We start from the raw sequence: 20,683 nt of genomic DNA on the forward strand, positions 1-20,683 counted from the left end.
CGCTAGTGGGCGGCCTCGTGCCAGCTCCGCCCGGTGCCGACGGAGACATCGAGGGGCACCGTGAGCTCCGCCGCGCCGGCCATCTCGGCACGCACCAGGGCCTCCAACGCCTCCCGCTCGCCGGGAGCCACCTCGAAGACGAGCTCGTCGTGCACCTGGAGCAGCATGCGCGAGGTGAGGCCGGAATCGCGCAACGCCCGATCCGTGCGAAGCATGGCGACCTTGATCAGGTCGGCCGCGGAGCCCTGGATCGGCGCGTTCAGGGCCATCCGCTCAGCACCCTCACGACGCATCCGGTTGTCGCTGGTCAGATCGGGCAGGTAGCGGCGGCGTCCCATGATCGTCTCGGTGAAGCCGGTGCGGCGCGCCTCGTCGACCACGCCGGTGAGATAGTCGCGGATCCCGCCGAAGGTCTCGAAGTACTCCTCCATCAACCCGCTCGCCTCGCGAGGCTCGATGCCCAGCTGCTGGGAGAGCCCGAACGCGGAGAGTCCGTAGGCGAGGCCGTAGTTCATCGCCTTGATCTTGGCCCGCATCTCGGGCGTGACCTGGTCGGGCGCGACATCGAAGACCCGCGACGCCGTCTCCGCGTGGAAGTCGCGTCCGGAGCGGAATGCCTCGATCAGGAGGGCGTCCTCGGAGAGGTGCACCATGATCCGCATCTCGATCTGGCTGTAGTCGGCGGTCATCAGCGACTCATAGCCGCTGCCGACGACGAAGCTCTCCCGGATCCGGCGCCCCTCCTCGGTCCGCACCGGGATGTTCTGCAGGTTCGGCTCGGTGCTCGAGAGGCGACCGGTCGCGGCGATCGTCTGGTGGAAGGTCGTGTGGATGCGGCCGTCCGGCTGGACGGTCTTGAGCAGACCTTCGATGGTCTGGCGCAGCCGTATCACCTCGCGGTGGCGCAGCAGGTGCAGCAGGAACGGGTGCTCGGTCTGCTTGAAGAGGCCCTGCAGCGCATCGGCGTCGGTGGTGTAGCCCGTTTTGGTGCGCTTCGTCTTGGGCATGCCCAGCTCGTCGAAGAGCACGACCTGGAGCTGCTTGGGCGAACCGAGGTTGATCTCCTTGCCGATCACGGCGTACGCCGCCTCCGCCTCGTTGCGCACCTCCTCGCCGAAGTGAGTCTCGAGCCCCTCCAGGCGGTCGGTGTCGATGGCGATGCCGGTCTGCTCCATCGCCGCCAGGATCCCGACCAGCGGCATCTCCACCTCGGTGAGCAACCCACGGCCGCCGGCCCGCTCCACCTCGTCGCTCAGCTCGGCCGAGAGATCGAGGGTGGCCCGCGCATGCACCATCGCGGTGGTCGCGATGCCGGTCTCGGCGGTGCCCTCGTCGAAGAGCAGCTCGCCCTGGTCGGGGTCCTCGGAGGCGGCCAGCTCGCGGTGCAGGTAGCGCAGCGTGAGGTCTGCCAGGTCGTAGGAGCGCTGGTCGGGCGCCACCAGGTAAGCGGCCAGCGCGGTGTCCTCGACCACTCCGGCCAGGCTCCAGCCCTGCGCCGCAAGGGCGAGCAGCTGCCCCTTCGCATCGTGGAGCACCTTCGGCCGGGTCGGGTCCGCAAGCCATGCCGCCACCGCTGCGTCGTCGGCGACACTCATCGCCTCCGTGTCGACGTACGCCGCCCGGCCGTCGGCCAGTGCCAGCGCCAGCCCGGTGACGCGACCCGTGCCGCTCCCCCACGAGCCACGCACGCTGAGACCCACCGTCTCCGTACCGAGCGCCCCGAGCCAGGCGGAGACCGCGTCGGGCGCCAGCACCGCGCCGTCGAGCTGCACTCCGGCCTCGACAGCGACCTCCTCGCCCGGAGCGATCACGTCCAGGATGCGGGTCCGCAGCTCACCCCGGAACTCCAGCTCGTCGAGGAGCTCCAGCGCGGCGGCACGGTCCCACTCCTGCCGGGCCAGGTCGTCGATGGCGACGCCGAGATCGAGGTCGCAGACCAGCGCGTTGAGGCGGCGGTTGCGGATCACGTCGGTGAGGTGCTCCCGGAACGCCTCACCCTTCTTCCCGGAGATCTTGTCGGCCTGCGCGATGACGTTGTCGAGTCCGTCGTAGGCGTTGATCCACTTCGCCGCGAAGCCCACACCCACCCCGGGGACCCCCGGGAGGTTGTCGGACTGCTCGCCGACGATCGCCGCCAGCTCGGGGTAGCGGTGCGGCGGGACGCCATACTTCTCCTCGACCGCGGCCGGGGTCATCCGCGCCAGGTCCGAGACGCCGCGCATCGGGTAGAGGACCGTGGACCGCTCACTCACCAGTTGGAAGGAGTCCCGGTCGCCGGTCAGGATGAGCACGTCGAACTCGCTCACGCCGGTCTCCGCCAAGGTCTGGGTGACCAGGGTCGCGATGATGTCGTCGGCCTCGAAGCCGGGCGACTTGAGGTAGCGGATCGAGAAGGCGTCCAGCATCCGCTCGATCAGCGGCAGCTGGCTGCTGAACTCACCCGGCGTCTTGTTGCGCTTGGCCTTGTACTCGGCGTACTCCTCGGTTCGGAACGTCTGCCGAGAGACGTCGAACGCCACCGCCACGTGGGTGGGCTGCTCGTCGCGCAGCACGTTGACCAGCATCGAGGTGAAGCCGTAGACCGCGTTGGTGTTCTGGCCCGAGGCAGTCGAGAAGTTCTCCACCGGGAGCGCGAAGAAGGCCCGGTAGGCGAGCGAGTGGCCGTCGAGCAGGAGGAGACGTGGGCGGGCGGCGGGCTCGGCTGTCGTGGTCACGGCTCGACTCTATCCAGTGCGCGGGGTGCGACCGGGGTGGGCCAGAATGTGCCCATGAGTGACACGGGAGCGCAGGCTGGCATCGACATCGACACCCTGCTGGCGCAGATGCCGCAGGGCATGGGCCGGCTCAATGAGAAGATGGGCGTGGAGCTGGTCGAGGTGACCCCCGAGCGGGTCGTCGCGACCATGCCGGTGGAGGGCAACACGCAGCCCTACGGCCTCCTGCATGGTGGCGCCTCGGTGGTGCTCGCCGAGACCCTCGGCTCCATCGGCTCGGCGATCCACGCCTACCCGGACCGGATCGCGCTCGGCGTCGACATCAACGCGACTCATCATCGTGCGGCCTCCTCCGGCACCGTGACCGGTGTCGCCACGCCGATTCACCTGGGGCGGACGATGGCCTCGTTCGACGTCGTCATCAGTGACGAGCGCGGGCGCCGGGTCTGTACGTCGCGGATCACCTGCACCCTGGTGCCTGCCGACCGGCTCGGCTGACCCCTCAGCTCGACTCGAGCTGGCGGCGCTGGCTGCGCCGCTGGGCGAGCACCGCCGACAGCGACGGTCGTGGGGCGCCGGGGGTCCGGGGCCGCTGCGCGGCCAGCTTCGCGCGCACCACGTGGGTCGGCGCGGTCCGGAGCATCGCCACCGGCGACAGGGCAAGCCGCGCCATGAAGCGGTGCGCCGACCTGGAGTTGTTGGCGGACGCCGAGCGCACCTGGGCAATGCCGGCGACCTCCGCCTGCTGAACCCCGGCCTCCATCAACGCATGGCCGATCCCGTGTCGCTGGAAGGTGGGCACCACCCCGGTCAGGAGCAGGTTGAGCACCGGCTCCGGGTCGACGACCGAACGCGGCGCCACCTGCAGGTAGACCGCGCCAGCGAAAGCGCCTTCATAGGTCGCCACGACGATCCGGTCGCCGGCAGCCTCCTCCGCACGCTTGATCACCAGGCGCATGTCGTCCTCGGGAGCCATCGAACGCGGCAGGTAGTCCGCCCAGAGCGCGACCAGATCGGCAGCGTCCTCCGGAACGGCGTCACGCAGGACAACGCACGAGCGGCTCATCACGCACCCCAGCTTCCTACCAACCCCCACGGTCAGGCGCTCAGAATACGCCCCGTCGAACACCCGTGCCAGAGGACCACCGATATCGGATCGTTGCCTGGTTGTTGTCGAATCCGGGGTCCGCCGACAAGTGCTGACCCCTAATGTGAAGCGACCCAGGTCACATCGCATGGATGTGACCCAAGTCACGTATAGTCGCCGCGTTGGCGAACCGCTGAAGCACTTTCCGGCCCGAGGCAGGAGCACTATGCCCTTGAGACGACTCGCGTGCATCTCCGTCCTGATCGCGCTCCTAGCCGGGCTGTTCGGCCTGTTCTGGTCGAGCACCGCCAGCGCGGCCTCTGGCGCGGTCGCCGACGAAGCCGCCGCCGGCGCCAACTGCGCGAAGGCGGAGCGCGACGACGACACCATCCACGTGCGGGTCTGCCTGCGTGACCGTCGGGGCAACGCCAACGATCCCGTCCCGGGCGTCAGCGTCAGCGTGGAGACGCTGGACGGCACGCCGATCGGCGAGACCGTCACCGATGCCGATGGCCTCGCCGACATCGATCTCGGCAACGCGATCGACGTGCTCGGCAACCAGTACCGGATCAAGATCGACACCGACACCCTGCCCGAGGGCACCGCGCTGCAGAACCCCAAGGACGTGGAGCGGGTCACCCAGAAGCTCCAACTGCAGACGGACTATGCGGTGACGTTCCCGATCGACGACGAGATCGTGGAGCCCTCCAACTGGGATCTCGCGGTCAACCTGCTGGCCACCGGACTTGTCTACTCCTCGATCCTTGCGATGGCCTCGCTGGGACTCAACATGGTCTTCGGCACCACCGGGCTGACCAACTTCGCCCACGGTGAGCTGATGACCTTCGGCGCGCTCATCGCCTTCGCGATCGACAGCCTCCCAGGCAGCATCTCGATCGCGGGCCACGACTTCTCGGTGGTGGTCGCCTGCCTGGTCGGCTTCCTCGCCTCCGGCATCTTCGGTTGGCTCAACGACAAGGGGCTGTGGCTGCCGCTGCGCAGGCGGGGCACCGGCGTCATCGCGATGATGATCGTCTCCATCGGCCTCTCGATCTTCCTGCGGAACCTCTACCAGTACTTCGCGGGCGGCCAGAACCACAACTACTCGCAGTACACCAACATCTCGCCGATGACCTTCGGCCCGCTCCAGGTGACCAGCCTGCAGATCACCGTGTTCATCGTCTCGGTGACCGTGTTGGTCGTCGCCTGCCTGCTGCTGCAGTACACCCGGCTCGGCAAGGCCACCCGGGCTGTGGCCGACAACCCGGCCCTCGCCGCCTCCTCAGGCATCAACGTCGAGCGGGTCATCAACCGGGTCTGGGTCTTCGGGGCCGCCCTGGCCGGGCTCTCGGGCGCGCTGCTGGGCGTCACCCAGGGCTTCAACTACCAGGTCGGCTACAAGGCGCTGCTGATGATCTTCGCCGCGGTCTGCCTCGGCGGCCTCGGCACCGTCTGGGGCGCCATCGCCGGAGCGTTCGTGATCGGCATCTTCATCGAGCTCTCGACACTCGTCGTACCCGACGAGCTCAAGTACGTCGGCGCCCTCGGCGTCCTGATCGTGGTGTTGATGGTGCGACCCCAAGGAATCCTGGGTCGACGAGAGCGGATCGGATAGGAGGGAACCACCATGGACTTCAGCTCACTCTTCTCCGACTCGCTGCAGCAGGCCTTCGGCACCAGTGCCATCGTGTACTGCCTGGCTGCGATCGGCCTCAACATCCACTTCGGCTACACCGGCCTGCTGAACTTCGGCCAAGCCGCGTTCATGGCCGTCGGCGGCTACACGATGGCGATGTTCGTGACCCAGTGGGACGTCTCACTGTGGCTGGCGATGCTGGCCGGACTCGGACTCACCGCGGTCCTCGCGATCCTGCTCGGCATCCCGACCCTGCGGTTGCGCGCCGACTACCTGGCGATCGTGACCATCGCCGCCGCGGAGATCGTCCGGCAGGTCTACGGCTCCATCGCCTTGAAGAAGTACTTCGGCGCGCAGGACGGCCTGACTGCCTTCTCCGCCGACTTCCGCGCCCTCAACCCGTTCGACGGCCCGGTCGACCTCGGCATCGTCTCCTGGGGCAAGAACGACGCCTGGGTCGTTCTGGTCGGCTGGTTCGTGGTCGCGCTCTGCTGCCTCGTGGTCTGGCTGCTGATGCGCAGCCCGTGGGGCCGGATCCTCAAGTCGATCCGCGAGGACGAGGACGCGGTCCGCTCCCTCGGCAAGAACGTCTACTACTACAAGATGCAGTCGCTGATGCTGGGCGGCATGATCGGTGCCCTCGCAGGCTTCGTCACGGCACTGAAGAGCGCCGCGATCAACCCATCGTTCTTCGCCACCGACGTCACCTTCTTCGCCTACACCGTGCTGCTGATCGGCGGAGCGGCACGCGTGCTCGGCCCCGTCGTGGGAGCGATCATCTTCTGGTTCCTGCTGACGTTCCTCGACCTCTTCTTCAGCGCCGCCACCGACGACGTCGGCTCGGTACTGATCCCCTCCTCCATCATGACCAACCAGCAGGCGTCCCTGGTCCGGTTCATCGTCATGGGGCTAGCCCTCATGCTCCTGATGATCTTCCGACCACAAGGCATCTTCGGCGACCGAAGGGAGTTGGCGATCGATGGCCGCTGAGACCTCACTGCCGACCAACATCGAGACCTCGAGCGAGGAAGGACTGGCTCGGTCGGCGGCCGCACGCGCCGCTCTGGCCGACGTCGCCCGCGAGCCGGGGGCAGCGAAGCCCGACCCGATCCTCGTCGCGGACGGCATCACTCGGGCCTTCGGCGGTCTCAAGGCCGTCGACGTGGCACACCTGGAGGTGCAACGTGGCGTCATCACCGCGCTGATCGGGCCGAACGGCGCAGGTAAGACCACCTTCTTCAACCTGCTCACCGGGTTCGACCGGCCCGACGACGGCACGTGGAGCTTCAACGGCACCAAGCTCAACCGGATGCCGGCGTATCGGGTGGCCCGGCTGGGCATGGTGCGCACCTTCCAGCTCACCAAGGTGCTCTCCCGGCTGACGGTGCTGGAGAACATGCGCGTCGCGGCGCGCGGCCAGACCGGCGAGCGCTGGTGGGCCGCACTCTTCGCTCCGCTCTGGCGCGGCCAGGAGAACGAGAACACCGACCGTGCCCACGACCTGCTTGCTCGGTTCCTCCTGGACAAGAAGGCCGCGGACTTCGCCGGCTCACTCTCCGGTGGACAGCGCAAGCTCCTGGAGATGGCACGGGCACTGATGGTCGACCCCGAGCTGGTGATGCTCGACGAGCCGATGGCAGGCGTCAACCCGGCGCTCAAGCAGTCCCTGCTCGGCCACGTGAAGTCGCTGCGGGACGAGGGCCGCACGGTCCTGTTCGTCGAGCACGACATGGACATGGTCCGCGACATCTCCGACTGGGTCGTCGTGATGGCTCAGGGTCAGGTGATCGCGGAGGGACCCCCGGACTCGGTCATGGCCGATCCCCGGGTGATCGACGCCTACCTGGGCGCCCACCACGACACCAAGCTGACCTTCGAAGCCGAGGAGAAGATCCTCGACGCCGCCCAGCAGGAGCTGGCCGAGGAGCAGGAGAACGAGCAGTGAGCGACACCACTCCGGAGCGCACCGCACACCTGGCCCACGCCGACGGCGCCGTCCTGCGGGCCGACGACCTCATCGCCGGGTACCTGCCGGGCGTCAACATCCTCAATGGTGCAGACCTCTACTGCAAGAAGGGGGAGCTCGTCGGCATCATCGGCCCCAACGGAGCCGGTAAGTCGACGCTGCTGAAGGCGCTCTTCGGGCTGGTCAAGATCCACTCCGGTACGGTCCGTCTCGGCGACACGGAGATCACCAACCAGCGCGCCGACACCCTGGTCGCCGCCGGTATCGGGTTCGTGCCTCAGACCAACAACGTCTTCGGGTCGCTGACGATCCAGGAGAACCTGGAGATGGGCTGCTACCAGCGGCCCCAGTCCTTCACGGAGCGCTTCGACTTCGTCTGCTCGCTCTTCCCCACCCTTGGCGAACGGCGGCACCAGCGCGCCGGGTCGCTCTCGGGCGGCGAGCGGCAGATGGTGGCGATGGGCCGGGCCCTGATGATGGACCCCTCGGTGCTCCTCCTCGACGAGCCGTCGGCCGGCCTCTCCCCCGTCATGCAGGACGAGGTCTTCGTGCAGACCCGTCGCATCAACCGGGCGGGAGTCTCGGTCATCATGGTGGAGCAGAACGCCGCACGGTGCCTGCAGATCTGCGACCGCGCCTACGTCCTCGACCAGGGACGCAACGCCTACACCGGCACCGGCCAGCAACTGGCCACGGACCCGAAGGTGATCGAGCTCTACCTCGGGACACTCTCGAAGGCCTAGGAAGGCAGCGGCTGCGGCAATCGCGGCAGCCGGCGGACCGCACAACGAAGGTGGGCCCCGACCGTACGGTCGGGGCCCACCTCCGTTGCGGTGCTGTCAGCTCACTCGAGGATGCCGGTGACGCTGTCGATCTGGGAGTACTTGTTGCCCTTGGCGTACTCCTGGATGCCGATCGTCGCCTTGTTCGGGCTACCCGAGTCGTTCATGTCGGTCGGACCGGAGACACCGTCGTAGTCGATGTCCTCGCCGGCCTTGACCAACTCGGAGCAGTCGGCCCAGGTGGTGCACTTCGTGCCGTCCTTGGACATCTCCACGATCTTCGCCGCGATGGCGGACGGGTCGTCATCGCCCGCGGCCAGAGCAGCCAGGGCGATCAGCATGACGGCGTCGTACGCCTGCGGACCGTAGGTGAAGTCCTTGATCTTCGGGTCGACCTTGAGCAGCTTGTCGTTGAAGGTCTTGTCCACCTCGGCGGGTGCCGGGAAGGTGCCCTTCACGCCGGCCAGGTCGAACTTCTGGTCGGAGTAGTCGGCCATGTTGCCGTCCACGAAGTAGTACTGGACGTCCTGCGGGCCGACGCCCTTCGAGATCAGCTGCGGGACGATCTTCGTGGTCTCGTTGAAGCCGATCAGGACGATCGCGTCCGGCTTGGCGGCCGCGACCTTGTTGACCTCGGCCGTGAAGTTCTCGGCCTCGGCACTGTAGAGGATGTACTCGGCGACGTTGGCGCCCTTCTCCTCGAGGGTCGCCTTGACCTGCTCGGCAAGACCCTCACCGTAGGCGTCCTGGCGAGCCATCACAGCGACGTTGGAGAAGCCGTCCTCCACCGCCATGTTGCCGATGACCTGGCCCTGGAGCCGGTCGGAGGGCGAGGTACGGAAGTAGAGGCCCTTGTCGTCGTAGGTGTCGAACGCGGCGGCGGTGTTGGCCGGGGAGAACATGACCTTGCCGGCGTTCACGATCTTGTCGATCACGCTGAGCGAGACGCCGGAGGCGGCCGCGCCCACGATCACGTCGGCGTTCTGGCCGAGCAGCTTGTCGACCGAGGCGCCGGCGATGTCCGGCGTACCGTCGCCGGAGTCCGCCTTGACCTGGGTGACCTGCTGACCGTCGATGCCACCAGCCGCGTTGATCTCGTCGATCGCGAGCTGGACGCCGGCGAACTCCGGGGGCCCGAGGTAGGCGAGGTCACCGGTCTGCGGCAGCAGGGTGCCGATCACCAGCTTGCCGTCGCCCTTCTTCGCCCCAGCCGGGGTCTCGCTACCCGAGCCTTCAGACGTGGACGTGCTGGGCTTGTCCGTGGCGTCCTTGTCGTCATCCTTGGAGTCGGACCCACAACCGGCCAGGGCGAGCGAACCCACCAGGGCCAGGGTGGCGACTCGAGCAAAGGTGCTGCTGCGCTTCATGAAGCCTCCGTTGATCAGCGAAGTCTCCGACGAGGAACCGTCGAATTGACCTGAAACTACTGCCAATCAGGGCGCTCCATGTGACCCAGGTCATGTCTCGTTGTCAAGTTGTGACCTGCTGGTAGCCGAGCTCGCGAGACTGGTCTAGCCGGAGATCTCCGGGCCGTGCTCCACGACGCCTTCAGCGACCTGGCGCATCGAGTAGCGCAGGTCCATCGCGGTCCGCTGGATCCAGCGGAACGCCTCGGGCTCGGTGAGCCCGAGCTGGGTCTGCAGCACGCTCTTCGCCCGGTCGACGATCTTGCGCGTCTCCAACCGCTCGTGCAGGTCGGCCACCTCGCCCTCGAGCTGGGCGAGCTCGGCGAACCGGCTCACTGCCATCTCGATCGCCGGCACCAGGTCGCTTCGGGTGAACGGCTTCACCAAGTAGGCCATCGCGCCCGCGTCACGAGCCCGCTCCACCAGCTCCCGCTGGGAGAACGCGGTCAGGATGACGACCGGCGCGATCCGCTGGGAGGCGATCCGCGCTGCGGCCGCGATGCCGTCGAGCTTGGGCATCTTCACGTCGCAGATCACCAGGTCGGGGAGCAACTCCTCCGCGAGTGCGATCGCTCGTTCGCCGTCAGCGGCCTGACCGACGACGTCGTACCCCTCCTCCGCCAGCATCTCGGCCAGGTCCATCCGGATCAGTGCCTCGTCCTCCGCGATGACGACGCGGCGCGCGGCCGTGGGCTGCTGGGCGGAATCTGTCACGGAGACAGGGTAGGGGATCCGCCCCCGCGGGTGCGGTACTGGTGCCGCAGTGCGCTACTCTTTGCCAGCCCCCAGCCGGGTTGGCGGAACGGTATACGCGATGGTCTCAAACACCATTGTCCGAAAGGGCATGTGGGTTCGAATCCCACACCCGGCACCAGCATCTCGACATCCTGTCGGTCCCCCTCTCCATCCTGGAGAGCGTGTACAGGCAGAAAGCCTCGGAGTGTCCGAGATGCCACGGCGCGCACCTTGACGAGCTCGCCTACGCCGAGATTCTGGGTTGGTACCTCGGCGATGGCCACCTTGCTCGCGGGCGTGGCCGCAACAGGGTGTTGAGCATCGTGAACGACGCTCGCTACGTCGAGACCAACGCTCGGCTCCCGATGCTCCTGAGTCGGATCAAGCCGACCGGGAGTCCCTACCAGCGGCACCGGCCCGGGTGCGTGATCACGGCTATGTGGTGGATGCACTGGCCCTGCCTGTTCCCGCAGCATGGCCGAGGGCCCAAGCACACCCGACGAATCGCCCTCGAACGATGGCAACAGAGGATCGTCCACGACCAGCCAGCGGCGCTGCTGCGCGGCCTGTTCCATTCCGACGGGGCCCGTGTTGCCAACTGGGCCACGCGGCCCCTCAAGAACGGCGTGACCAGACGCTACGCGTACCCCCGATGGCAGTTCAGCAACCGGTCCGACGACATCCATCGGATCTGCCAGGACGCACTCGACCTGGCCGGAGTGCCGTGGCGTCGCTCCTCCGCCGTGCACACCTCGGTATCGACCCGAGCCGGGGTGGCCGCGCTGGATGCGCTGATCGGGCCGAAGCGATGACCCGAGCGGTCACCTGCAACAGACGCGGTCGACTACCGACGCTGGTAGGCGGGGACCACCCCGTTGATGGCATCGCCCATCCGGTGGATGTGTACGGCGTTGGTCGAGCCCGGGATGCCCGGAGGAGCACCGAAGATGATCACCACCAGGTCGCCCTCCGCCGCACGCCCGTGCTGCAGGAGGGCCTCGTCCACCTGCATCACCATCTGGTCGGTGTGCTCGACCTCCGGGGTCCGGAAGGTCTCCACCCCCCAGGTGAGCGCGAGCTGGTCACGCACCTTGGCCAACGGCGTGAAGGCGAGCACCGGGATATGGCCGCGATAGCGGGAGACGCGTCGCGCCGAGTCACCACTCTGCGTGAAAGCGACGAGGTAGCGGGCTTCAACCCGCTCCGCGACCTCGGCAGCCGCCTTGGCGATGATGCCACCCTTGGTGTGGGGCTGCCAGTCGATCACGGCGGTCTTGTCCAGACCGCGTTCCTCGGCCGAGGTGAGGATCCTGGCCATCGTCCGGACCGTCTGCAGGGGGTACCTGCCGATGCTGGTCTCCCCCGACAGCATCACCGCGTCGGCGCCGTCGAGCACCGCGTTGGCGACGTCCGACGCCTCCGCCCGGGTCGGTGCCGGCGCGCCGATCATCGACTCGAGCATCTGGGTCGCCACGATGACCGGCTTCGCGTTGCGCCGCGCCTTCTCGATGACCATCTTCTGGATGAACGGCACGTCCTCCAGCGGGCACTCCACGCCGAGGTCGCCGCGAGCGACCATGACCGCGTCGAAGCAGCGGATGATGTCGTCGATGTTCTCGACCGCCTGCGGCTTCTCGATCTTGGCGATCACGGGGACCCGCACACCGACCTCGTCCATCACGGCGCGGACGCCGTCGACGTCGTTGCCGTTGCGCACGAAGGAGAGCGCGATGAAGTCCACGCCGAGCTCCAGCGCGAACCGGAGATCCTCGATGTCCTTCTCCGAGAGCGCCGGCACCGACACCGCGACGCCGGGCAGGTTGATTCCCTTGTGGTCGCTGATCGGCCCACCGACCTCGACACGCGTCTCCACCGTGTCGCGGGTGAACGCGGTCACCCGGAGGCGCACCTTGCCGTCGTCGATCAGCACCGGGTCGCCGACGTGCACGTCCTGCGGCAGCCCTGCATAGGTCGTCGACGCAAGCTGCGCGTCGCCGGGTACGTCGCGGGTGGTGATCGAGAAGAGCTGCCCGTGCTCAAGCAGGACCGGGCCGCCGGCGATGTTTCCGAGACGGATCTTGGGACCTTGGAGGTCGGCGAAGACGCCGACCGCGCGCCCTGCTGCGGCGGCGGCCTCCCGGACTCGCTCGTAGTTCTGCCGGTGGTCGTCATGGGTGCCGTGGCTCATGTTCATCCGCGCCACATCCATGCCGGCGTCGACCAACGCACGGATGTCTTCAGGGGCAGAGGAGGCAGGGCCGAGGGTGCACACGATCTTCGCTCTTCGCACCCCTGAACCCTACTCGGCCGAGTTGTCCGCAACGTGAACGGAGCCGGGCCTCCGGCAATCGAGCCCCTGGTGATCGAGCTTGTCGAGATCACAGACCGGTCTCGACAAGCTCGACCTCCGGGAGCGGCCAACTCCCAGGAGCCTTTGACCTCCGGGAGCGTCCGACCCCGGGGGGCCGGGCTGCTCAGACCGCCAGGGGGCGGGCGGTCGGCGGGATCGGGGCAGGCAGCGCCGTGGACCCGGTGAGATAGGCATCGACCGCGGCGGCTGCCGAGCGGCCCTCGGCGATCGCCCACACGATCAGCGACTGGCCACGGCCGGCGTCGCCAGCGCAGAAGACGCCCTCGACGGTCGTGGCGTAGCTGCCGTCACGGACGATGTTGCCGCGCTCGTCCAGTTCGACGCCGAGCTGCTCGACGAGGCCCTCCCGCTGCGGGCCGACGAAGCCCATCGCGAAGAGCACCAGCTGCGCCGGGATCTCCCGCTCGGTGCCCGGCACCGGCTGGAAGGAGGCGTCGACCTCGACCAACCGCAGCGCCCGCACGTGCCCGTCCTCGTCGCCGAGGAACTCCTGCGTCGAGACGGCATAGACCCGGCTCTGTACGTCGAGCTGGGCGCCCTCCTCATGGGCCGACGAGACCCGGAAGAGCATCGGATAGGTGGGCCAGGGCTGCCCCGTCGGCCGCTCCTCCGTCGGACGACTCATGATCTCCAGCTGGGTGACCGAGGCGGCCCCCTGGCGGAGCGCCGTACCGAGACAGTCGGCGCCGGTGTCGCCGCCGCCGATGATCACGACGTCCTTGCCCGTGGCGAGGATCTGCTCGCTCTCGTCGTCCGTGGCCGGCATACCGACGGCGACTCGGTTGGCCTGCGGCAGGTACTCCATCGCCTGGTGGATGCCGCCGAGCTCCCGCCCCGGCACGGGCAGCTCCCGTGGCAGGGTCGAGCCGATCGCGAGCACGACCGCGTCGAACCGGTTGCGCAGCTGCTCCCCCGTCACCGAGGCGCCCACGTCGACACCGGCCCGGAAGACCGTGCCCTCGCGGCGCATCTGGTCCAGCCGACGGTCGATGTGCGACTTCTCCATCTTGAACTCGGGGATGCCGTAACGGAGCAGTCCGCCGATCTGGTCGGCACGCTCGTAGACAGCCACCGTGTGACCGGCGCGGGTGAGCTGCTGGGCAGTGGCCAGCCCGGCCGGCCCCGAGCCGACGACGGCGACCGTCTTGCCGGTCAGCCACTCCGGCGGCTGAGGCGCAACGCCGCTCTCCCAAGCACGGTCGATGATCGAGACCTCGACGTTCTTGATCGTCACCGGGTCCTGGTTGATCCCCAGTACGCAGGCGGTCTCACAGGGTGCCGGGCAGAGGCGCCCGGTGAACTCCGGGAAGTTGTTGGTCGCGTGCAGCCGGTCCATCGCGCCCGACCAGTCGTCGCGCCAGACCAGGTCGTTCCACTCCGGGATGATGTTGCCCAGCGGGCAGCCCTGATGGCAGAACGGGATGCCGCAGTCCATGCAGCGTCCGGCCTGCTTGCTGATGATCGGCAGCAGGGCACGCCCGATCCCACCGGGGTAGACCTCGTTCCAGTCCTGCACACGCTCCTCGACGGGACGGCGCTCGGCGATCTGCCGACCGTCCTTGAGGAAGCCCTTGGGGTCAGCCATGAAGCACCTCCATGATCCGGGCCTCGGTCTGGTCCTCGTCCAGACCTGCCGCGCGGGCCTCGGCGCGTGCGTCCAGCACGCGGCGGAAGTCCCGGGGCATGACCTCGGTGAATCGACCGAGCGCGTTCGCCCAGTCGGCCAGCAGTTCCTCGGCGACCGTCGATCCGGTCTCCTCGTGGTGACGGACAACGAGCTCGTGGAGCTCCTCGGCCGCCTTGTCGCTTACCGGTCCCAGGTCGACGAGCTCACGGTTGACACGGCTCTCGTCGAGGTCCAGCACGAACGCGTAGCCGCCTGACATGCCGGCCGCCAGGTTGCGGCCGGTGGGTCCCAGGACGACGACCCGGCCACCCGTCATGTACTCGCAGCCGTGGTCACCGACGCCCTCGACGACGGCGGTCGCGCCAGAGTTGCGCACGCAGAAACGCTCGCCGGCCAGGCCACGCAGGAAGAGCTCGCCCGAGGTCGCGCCGTACCCGATCGTGTTGCCGGCGATCACCTGCTCGCGCGCTTCGAACCGGGCCTCACGGGCGGGCCGGACAACGACCCGGCCGCCGGAGAGTCCCTTGCCGACGTAGTCGTTCGCGTCGCCCTCCAGCCGCAGGGTGATCCCCGACGGCAGGAACGCGCCGAAGGACTGGCCCGCGGAGCCGGTGAAGGTCAGGTCGATGGTGCCGTCCGGAAGGCCGGCGCCGCGATAGCGCTTGGTGACCTCGTGACCGAGCATGGTGCCGACCGTGCGGTTCACGTTGCGGACCGCGATCTGCGCCCGCACCGGCTCGCCGCGTTCGAGCGCCGGAGCGGCGATCCGGATCAGCTCCTGATCAAGCGCCGCCTCAAGCCCGTGGTCCTGCTCGGTGGTACGGCGCAGCGCAGCCCCGACCGGCAGCTCCGGCAGGTGCAGCACCGGGCTCAGGTCGAGACCGGCGGCCTTCCAGTGGTCGACCGCACGCTCGACGTCGAGCGTCTGCACCTGGCCGACCGCCTCCTCCAACGTACGGAAGCCCAGCTCCGCCAGGAGCTCTCGCACCTCCTCGGCGATGTAGGTGAAGAAGTTCTCCACGAACTCCGGCTTGCCGGTGAACCGTTCACGCAGCACGGGGTTCTGGGTGGCGACGCCGACCGGGCAGGTGTCGAGGTGGCAGACCCGCATCATGATGCAGCCCGAAACGACGAGCGGCGCGGTCGCGAAACCGAACTCCTCGGCACCCAGAAGGGCGGCGATCACGACGTCGCGGCCGGTCTTGAGCTGACCATCGGTCTGCACCACGATCCGGTCCCGCAGTCCGTTGAGCAGCAGGGTCTGCTGGGTCTCGGCCAGACCGAGCTCCCAAGGACCTCCCGCATGCTTGAGGGAGGTGAGCGGAGACGCGCCCGTGCCGCCGTCGTGCCCGGAGACGAGCACCACATCGGCGTGCGCCTTCGAGACGCCTGCCGCGACCGTGCCGACACCGACTTCGGAGACCAGCTTCACGTGGACCCGCGCCGCCGGGTTGGCGTTCTTGAGGTCGTGGATCAGCTGGGCGAGGTCCTCGATCGAGTAGATGTCGTGGTGCGGCGGCGGCGAGATCAGCCCCACGCCCGGGGTGCTGTGCCGGGTCCGCGCCACCCAGGGGTAGACCTTGTGGCCGGGCAGCTGCCCGCCCTCACCCGGCTTCGCACCCTGGGCCATCTTGATCTGGATGTCGTCGGCATTGGTGAGGTACTCGCTGGTGACGCCGAAGCGGCCAGAGGCAACCTGCTTGATCGCCGAGCGACGCTCCGGGTCGTAGAGCCGGTCGGGGTCCTCGCCGCCCTCACCGGTGTTGGACTTCGCGCCCAACCGGTTCATCGCGATCGCCAGGGTCTCGTGTGCCTCCCGGCTGATCGATCCGTAGGACATCGCGCCCGTCGAGAACCGCTTGACGATCTCCGAGGCCGGCTCGACCTCGTCGATCGGCACCGACGCCCGGCCGGTCGCATCCTCACCCTTGAACCGGAAGAGGCCGCGCAGCGTCATCAGCCGCTCCGACTGCTCGTCGATGCGCGCCGTGTACTGCTTGAAGATGTCGTAGCGCCCGGCCCGGGTCGCGTGCTGGAGCCGGAAGACGGTCTCGGGATCGAACAGGTGCGGCTCACCCTCGCGCCGCCATTGGTACTCACCGCCGATCTCCAGCTCCCGGTGCGCCGGCAGGATGCCGTTGCGGGGGTACGCCGTTGCGTGGCGGCGCGCGACCTCTTCGGCGATCGTGTCGATCCCGACACCGCCCAGCTTCGACGTGGTGCCGGTGAAGTACTGGTCGACGAGTTCGTGCGAGAGACCGATCGCCTCGAAGACCTGGGCTCCGGTGTAGGAGGCGACGGTGGAGATGCCCATCTTGGACATCACCTTCAGCACGCCCTTGCCGAGCGACTTCACGAGGTTGCGAACCGCGACCGCAGGCTCGGCGCTGACGAAGTAGCCCTCCGCAGCCAGGTCCTCGACCGACTCCATGGCGAGGTAGGGGTTGACTGCCGCGGCGCCGTAGCCCACCAGCAGCGCGACATGGTGGACCTCGCGCACGTCGCCGGCCTCGACGACCAGACCGACCTGGGTGCGGGTCTTCTCCCGCACCAGGTGGTGGTGGACCGCCGCGGTGAGCAGGAGCGACGGGATCGGGGCAAGATCAGCGGTGGAGTGCCGGTCGGAGAGCACGATGACCTGAGCGCCGTCGCTGATGGCCGTCGACACCTCGGCGCAGATCTCCGTCAGCCGCTCGGCCAGGGCGGCGCCTCCCCCGGCCACCGGGTAGAGCCCCCGCGCCACGTGGGTGCGCAGGCCCGGCAGGTCGCCCTCGCGATCGGCGAACCGGATCTTCGCGAGCTCGTCGTTGTCGATCACCGGGAACGGGACCACGATCTGACGGCAGGAGTCGGGGCCTGCGTCGAGCAGGTTGGCCTCCGGCCCGATGCTGCCGTTCAGCGAGGTCACCAGCTCCTCACGGATGGCGTCCAGGGGCGGGTTGGTGACCTGGGCGAAGAGCTGCGTGAAGTAGTCGAAGAGCAGCCGCGGCTTCTCCGACAACGCCGCGATCGGCGAGTCGGTGCCCATCGACCCCAGCGGCTCGGCAGCGGTGTTGGCCATCGGCGCGAGGAGGACCCGGAGCTCCTCCTCGGTGTAGCCGAACACCTGCTGGCGCCGGGTCACCGACGCGTGGGTGTGCACGATGTGCTCGCGGTTGGGGATGTCGTTGAGGTTGATCAGGCCGCCGTCGAGCCAGTCGGCGTACGGCGCGGCACCGGCCAGGCCGGCCTTGATCTCCTCGTCCTCGATGATCCGGTGCTGCTCGGTGTCGACCAGGAACATCCGGCCCGGCTGGAGCCGGCCCTTGCGGACGATCGAAGCGGGGTCGAGGTCGAGCACGCCGACCTCGGAGGCGAGCACGACCAGACCGTCGTCGGTGACCCAGTAGCGGGACGGGCGCAGACCGTTGCGGTCCAGCACCGCGCCCACCTGCGTGCCGTCGGTGAAGACAACGCAGGCCGGTCCGTCCCACGGTTCCATCAAGGCCGAGTGGAACTCGTAGAAGGAGCGCCGCGCCGGATCCATCTCCGGGTTGTTCTCCCATGCCTCCGGGATCATCATCAGCACTGAGTGGGGCAGTGAGCGACCACCGAGGTGGAGCAGCTCGAGCACCTCGTCGAACGAGGCCGAGTCGGAGGCTCCGGGGGTACAGATCGGGAACAGCCGCTGCAGGTCGCCCGGGATCAGGTCGCTGGCCAGCAGCGCCTCGCGGGCCCGCATCCAGTTGCGGTTGCCCATGACGGTGTTGATCTCACCGTTGTGGGCGATGAAGCGGAACGGGTGGGCCAGCGGCCAGCTCGGGAAGGTGTTGGTCGAGAAGCGCGAGTGCACGACCGCGACCGCGCTGGCGACACGCTCGTCGACCAGGTCAGGGAAGACCTGGTCGAGCTGGTCGGTAGTGAGCATGCCCTTGTAGGCGAGCGTGCGCGAGGAGAGTGACGGGAAGTACACCTCGGTCTCCCGCTCGGCCCGCTTGCGCAGGCAGAAGGCCAGTCGCTCCAACGCCATCCGGTCGCCGCTGGGCCCGGAGACGAACAGCTGCGCGAACGCCGGCATGCAGGCCAGCGCGGTCGCGCCGAGTGAGGCGGGGTTCACCGGCACCTCACGCCAGCCGAGCACGCTGAGCCCTTCCTCCTTGGCGATCTCCTCGATCCGGGCGCGGGTGCCGGCCACCTGATCGGGGTCGCCGGGCAGGAACGCGGTGCCCACGGCGTACTCCCCCGGTGCCGGCAGCTCGAAGCCGGCAACAGCACGCAGGAACGCGTCGGGAACCTGCATCAGGATGCCGGCGCCGTCGCCGGAGTTGGTCTCGGCGCCAGCGGCGCCTCGGTGCTCGAGGTTGCGCAGCGCGGTGAGCGCCTGCGCCACGATGGTGTGACTGGCTTCGCCGGTCAGGGTTGCCACGAAGGCGACGCCGCAGGCGTCGTGCTCGAAGCGGCCGTCATACAACCCTTGCGGCGGCGGGAATGCGTGCATGACATTCTCCCGTCGTCGTCAGCGACGTGTCGGCCAGGAGAGATGCCCGGGGCCACGTCGCGGTGGAAAGTGCAGACTGCACGGGACGACGTTGGCCCGGCGGGTGGCGCAACTCTAACACCGACCGCCCACCTGCTTGTCAACTCAGCCGTGGAGACCATGAGTGACCCGGTGGGAGCGACCCCGGTGGTCGAGCTTGTCGAGACCCGAGACCCGAGACCCGACTACTCGAGCGGCGTAGCGCCGTCGGGGCTGACCAACCAGCGTTGCTGGTGCCGGTTGGTCCAGAGGTAGGACCCATCGGCCAGGCGCCGGTAGCGCCACCGGCCGGTTGTCTTGACCAGGTGATGCCGCCGGCACAGGGGCGCGAGGTTCTCTGATCGGGTCTGCCCCGGCGGGCCGCCGGCATCAGGTGGGACGTAGGGATCGATGTGGTCCAGGTCGCAGTCCCAACTCGAACGCCTACAGCCCGGATAGACGCAATTCGGGTCGCGGAGCCGGACCTGGGTGTCGAGCCACCCTGGCGGATCATGCGAGTCGGTCCGCTCGCTCGGATCCCTTCCGCGCGCCATGTCGATGACCGGAGCGACCGTGGCAAGGGACCCGTGGCGACGGAGCCAGTCCCGTAGTTGTGTGGTGAGGATCTGCCCGAGGCGGTCGGTAGAGACGATCCCGACGTCATCGCCCGGATCGGCTCCGAAGCCCTCCGGCGGCTGGCCGGTCAAGGCGAGCAGATCGGTCAGTGAGAGGTGCGCGAACACCCGCAGCCCCGACTCGGCGCGGGACGTGGTGCGCCGCCCGTCCCGCCGCCGGCAGCGGCGTTCGCGGTGCTGTCGCCCTCCGCTCTGCCGTGTCCGGGGCTGTCGTGGCCGCGGCCCGTGGTGCCGGCCTGGTCGAAGCCCAGCGTGGGCTGACCGTCCTCCGCCAGCCGGCCAAGGGCTGTGGCGCGGCGTTGTTGCAGGGTGCCGGTGTCTCCCAGCACCGCGAGCGCGGCAGCCTCGGTCGTGAGCAGGTCGAGGAACCGGGCCAGGTCCAGCGAGTCGCCGAACGCCGTGAGTTCGCTGGTGCCGCCCACCGCCGCGCAGACAGAGCCGTCGCGGGCCTGGGGATGTTGGACCCAGACTCCCCAGTCATCACGACTCTTCGGGGCTCGGGGGTCACGGACGAGTTCGGGGTGGAACGTCACCGTTGCCTGCGCCAGGGTCCGTTCGATGGTCGGCCACCCGGTGCGACCGGTCTTGTGCAGCTCGGTGTCGAACCATCGGGCGGCGCGGAAGGAGAGGCGACGGGTGAGCTCGGCGACCCGGCGGGCCGTCCATCCCGGCATCGCCAGGTCTTCGACCTTGCTCCACAGCAGAGGGAGGCGGTGGTGGAGGTCCAGGGTGTCGGCGATCAAGGCCAGCGCGGCAGCACGGGAGATGCACGCAGCGGCCGAGAGGTCTTCGACCGCCAACACCGCCACATCCGGGGTGCCTTCACCCGACACCTTCAGGTCAGCGTCGTCGGGGTACAGGCACTGCTCGGCCAGAACCGCACGTGGCTGGTCGGCAGTGGGCGGGTTCAGGACCGCCCACTGGTAAGCAAGACGGAGATCGCGGCGAGCGCCCTTCCACCGGCGCACCCGGTCTTCGGAGATGAGGCCGAGCAACGTCCCGCCGTCGAGGTCAGCGACCTCGTGCGGCTGGTGCCTGGCATCGATCTCGATCATGACGACAGTCCAGCACGAGGCCCCGACGCAAGCCGGGTCTCGACAGGCTCGACCACCGCCCCGGTCTCGACAGGCTCGACCACCGCCCCGGTCTCGACAGGCTCGACCACCGCCCCGGTCTCGACAGGCTCGACCACCGCCCGGGTCTCGACACGCTCGACCACCGCGCGGGGA

Annotated in this window: 16 protein-coding genes and 1 tRNA gene; 7 read left to right on the top strand and 10 right to left on the bottom strand. The window is 68.6% G+C overall.

All coding sequences use genetic code 11. The features are described 5' to 3' along the window. Positions 1–2: 2 nt before the first annotated feature. Entirely contained in the window at positions 3–2,714 is a 2,712-nt protein-coding gene (polA, locus tag DNK54_RS05330; protein WP_110205938.1) for a DNA polymerase I, read from the bottom strand. A gap of 54 nt (positions 2,715–2,768) precedes the next feature. Here polA and DNK54_RS05335 point away from each other — a divergent pair, with 54 nt between their 5' ends. Next, positions 2,769–3,212 (top strand): hotdog fold thioesterase, encoded by a 444-nt coding sequence (locus DNK54_RS05335; RefSeq protein ID WP_110205939.1) that lies wholly within the window; start codon positions 2,769–2,771, stop codon positions 3,210–3,212. Between the two features lie 4 nt (positions 3,213–3,216). Here DNK54_RS05335 and DNK54_RS21030 read toward each other — a convergent pair whose 3' ends face one another. After that, positions 3,217–3,780 (bottom strand): GNAT family N-acetyltransferase, encoded by a 564-nt coding sequence (locus DNK54_RS21030; RefSeq protein WP_162602314.1) that lies wholly within the window; start codon positions 3,778–3,780, stop codon positions 3,217–3,219. 247 nt (positions 3,781–4,027) lie between these two features. On the opposite strand from DNK54_RS21030, the gene DNK54_RS05345 reads away from it, so the two are divergent. Genes DNK54_RS05345 through DNK54_RS05360 form a run of 4 tightly spaced genes read left to right on the top strand, consistent with a single transcriptional unit; the run spans position 4,028 to position 8,146 of the window. Next, the gene (locus DNK54_RS05345; RefSeq protein WP_162602315.1) at positions 4,028–5,416 is read left to right on the top strand and encodes a branched-chain amino acid ABC transporter permease; all 1,389 of its coding nucleotides are present in this window, start codon (positions 4,028–4,030) and stop codon (positions 5,414–5,416) included. 12 nt (positions 5,417–5,428) lie between these two features. Then, a complete protein-coding gene (locus tag DNK54_RS05350; RefSeq protein WP_110205942.1) occupies positions 5,429–6,427 on the top strand; it encodes a branched-chain amino acid ABC transporter permease in 999 nt (332 codons plus the stop codon). Then, positions 6,417–7,382, top strand: a complete 966-nt coding sequence (locus DNK54_RS05355; RefSeq protein ID WP_110205943.1) for an ABC transporter ATP-binding protein — start codon at positions 6,417–6,419, stop codon at positions 7,380–7,382. Before DNK54_RS05350 ends, DNK54_RS05355 begins: the two co-directional genes overlap by 11 nt. Further along, on the top strand, positions 7,379–8,146 hold the full coding sequence (locus DNK54_RS05360; protein ID WP_110205944.1) for an ABC transporter ATP-binding protein: 768 nt from the start codon (positions 7,379–7,381) through the stop codon (positions 8,144–8,146). The genes DNK54_RS05355 and DNK54_RS05360 overlap by 4 nt, the downstream gene beginning before the upstream one ends. A gap of 101 nt (positions 8,147–8,247) precedes the next feature. On the opposite strand, the gene DNK54_RS05365 is transcribed toward DNK54_RS05360, so the two are convergent. After that, positions 8,248–9,552, bottom strand: a complete 1,305-nt coding sequence (locus DNK54_RS05365) for an ABC transporter substrate-binding protein (RefSeq protein WP_110205945.1) — start codon at positions 9,550–9,552, stop codon at positions 8,248–8,250. Positions 9,553–9,696: 144 nt separating this feature from the next. Next, a complete protein-coding gene (locus DNK54_RS05370; RefSeq protein WP_275426246.1) occupies positions 9,697–10,305 on the bottom strand; it encodes an ANTAR domain-containing response regulator in 609 nt (202 codons plus the stop codon). 74 nt (positions 10,306–10,379) lie between these two features. Between DNK54_RS05370 and DNK54_RS05375 the strand changes: the two genes are divergently transcribed. After that, positions 10,380–10,465 (top strand) — tRNA-Leu (locus tag DNK54_RS05375). A 184-nt stretch (positions 10,466–10,649) separates the two neighbouring features. Continuing rightward, positions 10,650–11,138 (top strand): hypothetical protein, encoded by a 489-nt coding sequence (locus tag DNK54_RS05380; RefSeq protein WP_110205947.1) that lies wholly within the window; start codon positions 10,650–10,652, stop codon positions 11,136–11,138. 32 nt (positions 11,139–11,170) lie between these two features. Here the strand turns inward: DNK54_RS05380 and pyk are convergent, their stop codons facing one another. The 6 genes from pyk to DNK54_RS21035 form a co-directional block, all read right to left on the bottom strand. Next, on the bottom strand, positions 11,171–12,616 hold the full coding sequence (gene pyk / locus DNK54_RS05385) for a pyruvate kinase (RefSeq protein ID WP_110205948.1): 1,446 nt from the start codon (positions 12,614–12,616) through the stop codon (positions 11,171–11,173). 184 nt (positions 12,617–12,800) lie between these two features. Then, positions 12,801–14,282: a glutamate synthase subunit beta gene (locus DNK54_RS05390; protein WP_110205949.1), complete on the bottom strand. Its 1,482-nt coding sequence runs from the start codon at positions 14,280–14,282 to the stop codon at positions 12,801–12,803. After that, positions 14,275–18,801, bottom strand: coding sequence for a glutamate synthase large subunit (gene gltB, locus DNK54_RS05395; protein ID WP_110205950.1), 4,527 nt, complete (start codon positions 18,799–18,801; stop codon positions 14,275–14,277). The genes DNK54_RS05390 and gltB overlap by 8 nt, the downstream gene beginning before the upstream one ends. Before the next feature lie 224 nt (positions 18,802–19,025). Next, positions 19,026–19,562 (bottom strand): HNH endonuclease signature motif containing protein, encoded by a 537-nt coding sequence (locus DNK54_RS05400; protein ID WP_110205951.1) that lies wholly within the window; start codon positions 19,560–19,562, stop codon positions 19,026–19,028. After that, entirely contained in the window at positions 19,541–20,509 is a 969-nt protein-coding gene (locus DNK54_RS05405) for a hypothetical protein (protein ID WP_110205952.1), read from the bottom strand. The genes DNK54_RS05400 and DNK54_RS05405 overlap by 22 nt, the downstream gene beginning before the upstream one ends. Then, positions 20,506–20,673, bottom strand: coding sequence for a hypothetical protein (locus DNK54_RS21035; protein WP_162602303.1), 168 nt, complete (start codon positions 20,671–20,673; stop codon positions 20,506–20,508). Before DNK54_RS21035 ends, DNK54_RS05405 begins: the two co-directional genes overlap by 4 nt. Positions 20,674–20,683 lie beyond the last annotated feature (10 nt).

Origin of the sequence: Nocardioides daejeonensis, assembly GCF_003194585.1 — a bacterium.
Lineage (GTDB): Bacteria > Actinomycetota > Actinomycetes > Propionibacteriales > Nocardioidaceae > Nocardioides > Nocardioides daejeonensis.